This window comes from uncultured Frigoribacterium sp. (assembly GCF_963515265.1).
GTDB lineage: Bacteria > Actinomycetota > Actinomycetes > Actinomycetales > Microbacteriaceae > Frigoribacterium.
On record NZ_CAUPYL010000172.1, the window covers coordinates 1 to 5,566 of the forward strand.

At 74.0% G+C, this 5,566-nt stretch carries 1 protein-coding gene; it reads right to left on the reverse strand.

What is annotated here, in order from left to right:
* The coding region (locus tag RWM17_RS11735) for a GH92 family glycosyl hydrolase (RefSeq protein ID WP_314103893.1) at positions 1 to 5,566 on the reverse strand (5,566 nt) is incomplete at both ends.

The following is a 5,566-nucleotide window of genomic DNA, read 5'->3' on the forward strand; positions in this document are numbered from 1 at the left end:
GGGCGCGTCCGGCGTCGGCCGCCGCCGTGTCGACGACCCGGAAGGCCGCCCGCACCGCCACCTGCGACGTCGCGCCCAGGGCCTCGACCTCGTGCGCCCCGGTCGTCGCTGCGGCAGGCACCGTGAACGACCCGCGGACGATGCCGTCCGCGTCGGCGGTCAGCGTGCCGAGCGCGATCGGGTCGCTGAACAGCGTCAGCGACACCTGTTCGCCCGGTGCGAAGCCGCTGCCGTCGACGGGGACGACCGTGCCCCGTGTCGCCGAGTCGGCCAGGACCTGCAGCGAGGGCGTCCACGCCCCCGGCGTGCCGGGGTTCCCGGGCGTGCCCGGCGTGCCCGGGTTCCCGGGCGTGCCGGGGTCGCCGGGAGTTCCCGGGTCCACCGGGCCCGGGTCGACCGGCGCGGCCGCGATCACCGCGGTCGTGGTCGTGGCCGAGCTCGAACGCCCGTCGTCGACGGTCACCGTCACCGTGTAGCTCCCCGGCAGCGCGTAGGTGTGCGCCCCCGAGACCACGCCGTCGACGATCGTCCCCGACGTGACGGCGGTGCCGTCGCCCCAGTTCACGAGCGCGCGGACACCAGCCTCCGCACCAGCACCAGCACCAGCACCGACTCCGCCCGTCACGGTCGCGAGCGCGCCCGAGACCTCGACGCCGGCGGTCCCGGCCAGGCCGGCCTCCGCGCCCGTGGCGACCAGCGCCTCCGGCGGTGCGAGGCGCGTCCCGTCCGTGGCGATCGCGAACACGTGGATCCGCCCGGCCGACCGCGGGTCGCCCGTCTGCGTCGGCATCGTGAGCGACACGGCGCGCCTGCCCTCGGGCAGCGTCACGGGCGCCGTCGAGTAGACGCCGGCGACGGCCGTGTCGGATCCGTTCGCCCCGTTCGTGCGGCCGTCCGACGTCGCGACGACGATGTTCCCGAACGAGGGCGTGGTCACGCCGCCCGTCCAGTCGCCGAACTCGATGGGCAGCTCCTGCGTCGTGCCGTCGTCGAAGGTCAGCGTGCCGACCGTCTGCTGCGGCTTCTCGGTCGCGGTGCCGATCACCGACAGCTGCGTCACGTCGTCGCCGAGGTCGAGCGGCAGCACCTGGCCCTGCCCCGTCGCGTTGTCCGGCTCGCCCGCGGGGACCGCCGGCAGGTCGAACGTCAGCTCGGTGCCGGGCACGGCCACCTCGGTCCCCTGTACGAAGCCCTTGCCCGCCAGCGACGGCCGCGAGAACCCGTTGCCCAGGTAGTCGCAGTTCGCGGCCTGTCCGGGCTCGCCGAGGCAGACGCTGTCGAAGGCGTCCTCGAACGCCGGAGCCGTCCGCGAGACGACCACCGAGGTCGTCGTGCTCGCGGAGTCGGTCCCGTCGGTCGCGGTCACGATCGCCGTGTAGGTCGCCGGGGCGTCGAAGACCCTCGCCGGCGCCGTGACGTCCCAGCCGCCGAGCGCGGTCGGGGTCAGGGTCGCCTGCTGCGGGCCCTCGCCGTCGAGCCAGTCGACCGTCGCGACGAGTCCGTCGGGCACGGCGCCGGCGTCACCGCCGCCGGCCTCGGGCGACCCCGTCGAGGAGGCGCGGGTCACGGTGGCGACCGCGCTCTCGAACGAGGCGCCCGCCTCGCTCGTCAGGCCCGGCTTGCCGCTGACCGTGAACGCGCCGGCGGGTGCCGTCGGGTCGGCCATGAGCTCGATCTCGCTGAGCGTGGCCGCGCGTCCGTCGGTGGTGCCGGTCGTCGCGATCCGGTACCAGGTGAAGGGCCGCGGGTCGGTGACGGCGAAGGGCCGGGTCTGCAGCGCCGACGGGAACGTCTGCGCCGCGCGCTCGTCGAGCGGCAGCCAGGTGGTGCCGTCGGTCGAGCCCTCGAGCGTCCAGCCCGTGGGGGCCGCGGAGCCCTCGGGCCCGTTCGTCAGCGTGTACCGCGACACGGTGACCGGCCCGGAGGCCGAGCGCCAGGTGACGTCGACGTCGGGTAGCTCGAACGTCGCCGCGGTGCTCGCCGAGTCGTCGGCGAGGCGGGCGACGTCGGTGCCGTCGCTCGCGCTGAGCACGCCCTGGCCCGCCGTGGTGGCGTCGACCAGCGTCGCCGCCGGGTCGGCGGGGTCCGGTGCGTGGGCCGCCCACCCGCTCGGCTGCGTGCCCATGGTGAACTCGAGCACGCCTCCTCGGCTGATGCTCTGCTGGCTCAGCGAGGCGGTGTCGATCGCCTCGCCGTCGAGGGTGGCCGACTGCACGTAGACCGCCTCGTTCGAGTTGCCCTCGGCGCGGACCGTGAAGTCCTTCCCGTTCTCGAGGTGGATCGTCGCCTCGTCGAAGAGCGGCGAGCCGATCGTGTACGAGTCCGTGCCCATCGCCAGCGGGTAGAAGCCGAGCGCCGAGAACAGGAACCACGACGACATCTCGCCGTTGTCCTCGTCGCCGGGGTAGCCCTGCCCGATGTCGCTGCCCACGAAGAGGCGCTGCGTGATCTCGCGGACGACCCGCTGGGTCGTCGCGGGGTCGCCGTTCGCCGCTGAGACGTAGGGGATGTGGTGCGAGACCTGGTTGCTCATGCCGAGCTGGCCGATCCGCACGTCGCGAGCCTCGACCATCTCGTGGATGACGCCGCCGTAGCCGCCCGGCTTGTCCGCCTCCTCGGGCGTCGCGTAGAACTCGGCGAGCTTCGCGTCGAGGCCCTCCGAGCCGCCGTACAGCGCGGCGAGGCCCGGCACGTCGAACGGGGCGTGGAACGCGAAGTTCCAGCCGTTCGTCTCGGTGTAGGCCCCGCCCCACGACTCGGGGTCGTAGGTCTCGGCGGGCTCGGCGAAGGCGCCGTCGGCGTCGCGCGCCTGGAAGAACCCGGTCGCCGGGTCGAACAGGGTGCCGTAGTCGCGGGCGCGGTCGAGCAGCCAGGCCGACTCCTCCCTCAGCTGCGCGCGCCGCGCCTCCGGGGTGGCCGGGTCGTCGGCGAGCTTCGCCGCCATCTGGCCGAGGCCGAAGTCGTTGATGTGGCCCTCGAGCCCCCACGACACGCTCTCGCCCGTGCTGGACGGCGTCCAGCCGAGGAACAGCGACTGGTCGAGGCCCTTGCGGCCCACGCCGCTCTGGGTCGGCTGCACGCTGGCGTTCTTCAGCGCCGCGTCGTACGCCTCGAGCGCGAGGTCGCCGTCGACCGCGCCCTTGACGTAGGCGTCGGCGAACGCGACGTCCGAGCTGGTGCCGGTCATCAGGTCGGCGTAGCCGGGGCTCGACCAGCGGGCGATCCAGCCGGCGTCGCGGTACTGCTGCACGAAGCCGTCCATCAGCTCGCCCGCGACCTCGGGGTAGAGCAGCGAGTAGGCGGGCCAGACGGTGCGGTAGGTGTCCCAGAAGCCGTTGTTGACGTAGACCTTGCCGTCCTTCACGACGGCGTTCGTCGTCGTGTCCGTGGCGGTGCCGACGGTCGGGGCGACCGGGCTCGCGTAGCGGTAGGTCGGCGCGGCGGCCGTGCCCGTGTTCTCGAACTGCGAGTTCGGGTACATGTTGAGGCGGTACAGGCTGCCGTAGAGCGTGGCGAGCTGGTCGTCCCGGGCGCCCTCGACGGTGATCACGCCCAGGCGGTCGTTCCACTGTCGCTCGGCGTCGGTGCGCACCTCGTCGAAGCTGCGTCCGGTGAGCTCGAGGTCGCGGTTGTGCGCGGCCTGCTCGGACGAGATGAACGACGTGGCGAGGCGGAGCTCGACGACGCCGGCAGCGCTGCCGGCCCCCGCGGCGGAGACGTCGAACGAGGCGTACCGAGCGCCCGTCCGGTCGCCCGCGGCCGAGCCCACGGAGGTGGGCGTGCGGTCGAACTGACCGCTGACGAACATGCGGGTCGCCCCGGTCGACAGGCCTGAGCCGCCCTCGACCCAGCCGGAGACCCGGCCGTCGGCGGAGACGGTGAGGCCCGAGTTCCCGGCGACCTGGTCGACGAGCACGCTGCCGGTGCGGTCGCCCGCGGCCGCGCCCTCGGTGCCCGTGCCCTCGGGGGCTGTGCTCTCCGGGAAGGCGAACCGCAGCACGGCGCCGTGGTCGGTGGGCGTGACGGCGGCCTCGAGGCCGCTCGTCGTCTCGACGCTGTACAGGTCGGGGCGCGCGATCTCGGCGCCGTGGTCGAACTGGAGGGCCCGGGCGGCGAGCGAGGCGTCGGGCGCGGTGCCGCCTCCCGCGGCTGCGTCCGCGGCGGTCACGGCCGTCGTCGAGGGCAGGATCGCGAGCTGGTTCCGGTCGCCCATCCACGGGCTCGGCTCGTGCGAGACGCCGATGCCCTGCAGGCGGGGCAGGTTCGCGTCGTCGTTGCCGCGCTGGTAGTCGTAGAGCCAGGTCTGGCTCGACGCGTTCGTCATCGGGGTCCAGAAGTTGAACCCGTTCGGCACCGTCGCCGCGGGCACGTTGTTGCCCCGGCTGAAGCCGCCGGTCGAGTTGGTGCCGCGGCGGGTGTCGACGTGGTTCACGAGGCTCGAGCCGTCGACCCGGGCGGGGGCCGGGTCGAGGTCGAGGTCGTCGACCCAGCCCTGGAACCTCGTGCCGACGGCGCCGCCGGCGTTGTCGTAGTCGAACAGGACGCGCGTCACGGTCTCGCCGGCGAGGTCGCCGAGCGGCACCCGCACCGAGTTCCACTGGTCGGCGTAGAGGATCTTCGACGAGCCGCGGGCGGCGGCCGAGGTGCCCTCGCCGTGGGCGTCGACGACGCCCTGCACGCCGCTCACGACGCGGCCGTCGGCCAGTTCGAGATCGATCGCCGCGTAGGTGGCGGGGTACTGCAGGTCTCCGCCCAGCTCGGGAAAGATCCGGTACGAGAACTCGGTGTCGTCGCCGATCTCGAGCTCGAGGCCCTCGAACAGGACGTTGGTGGCCCGACCCGCGGCAGCCGTGTGCTCGCCCGCGTAGCGCAGCGACTTGGTGCCGCTGAAGCCCGCGCCGGGCTTCATGTTCGGGCCGCTGACCGGGCCGCCGCCGACCACGGTCACCATCGGGCCCGACTCGGGCACGGCCTCCGTGCCGTCGCCGAGCGACCAGTCGGCGAGCTGGGTGAGGCCCGCACCCGCGTTCTGCGTGATGTCGAGCCGGTACGCGTCGTAGGCGCCCGGGGCGGTGACCGCGTACTCGTTCGTCACGCCTCGGCCCGTGAACGCCACGGCGGGCTGCGCGTCGAGGTCGACCCAGGTCGCGCCTCCGTCGGCGGAGCCCTGCAGCGTGACCGCCCGCGGGTCGCGCTCGGGGGCGTCGTTGCCGCTCGTCAGCGACCACTCGGTCGCGGTCTGCGGCGAGTCGAGCAGGTAGGTGATCGTCGCGGTGCGCTGGAACGCGAGCCACTTGCTGGCGGGGTTGCCGTCCGTGAGGTTCACGGCGATCTCGCCCGGGGCGTTGTCAGCGCTCGCCGAGGCCTCGGTGACGTGGCCGAGCAGGCTGCCGGGCGGCAGGCCGTTCGAGGCCTTCACGGTGCCGAGGTCGTCGGGCGTCGCGGGCGTGCTCGCGAGGGGCTGCGCGTCGGCAGCCTCGAAGCTGGTGCGCCAGTCGCTGCCGAGCACGGCTGCGGCCGCACGCGAGTCGCCGCCGCTGCCTCCTGCACCGCCGCCTCCTGCACC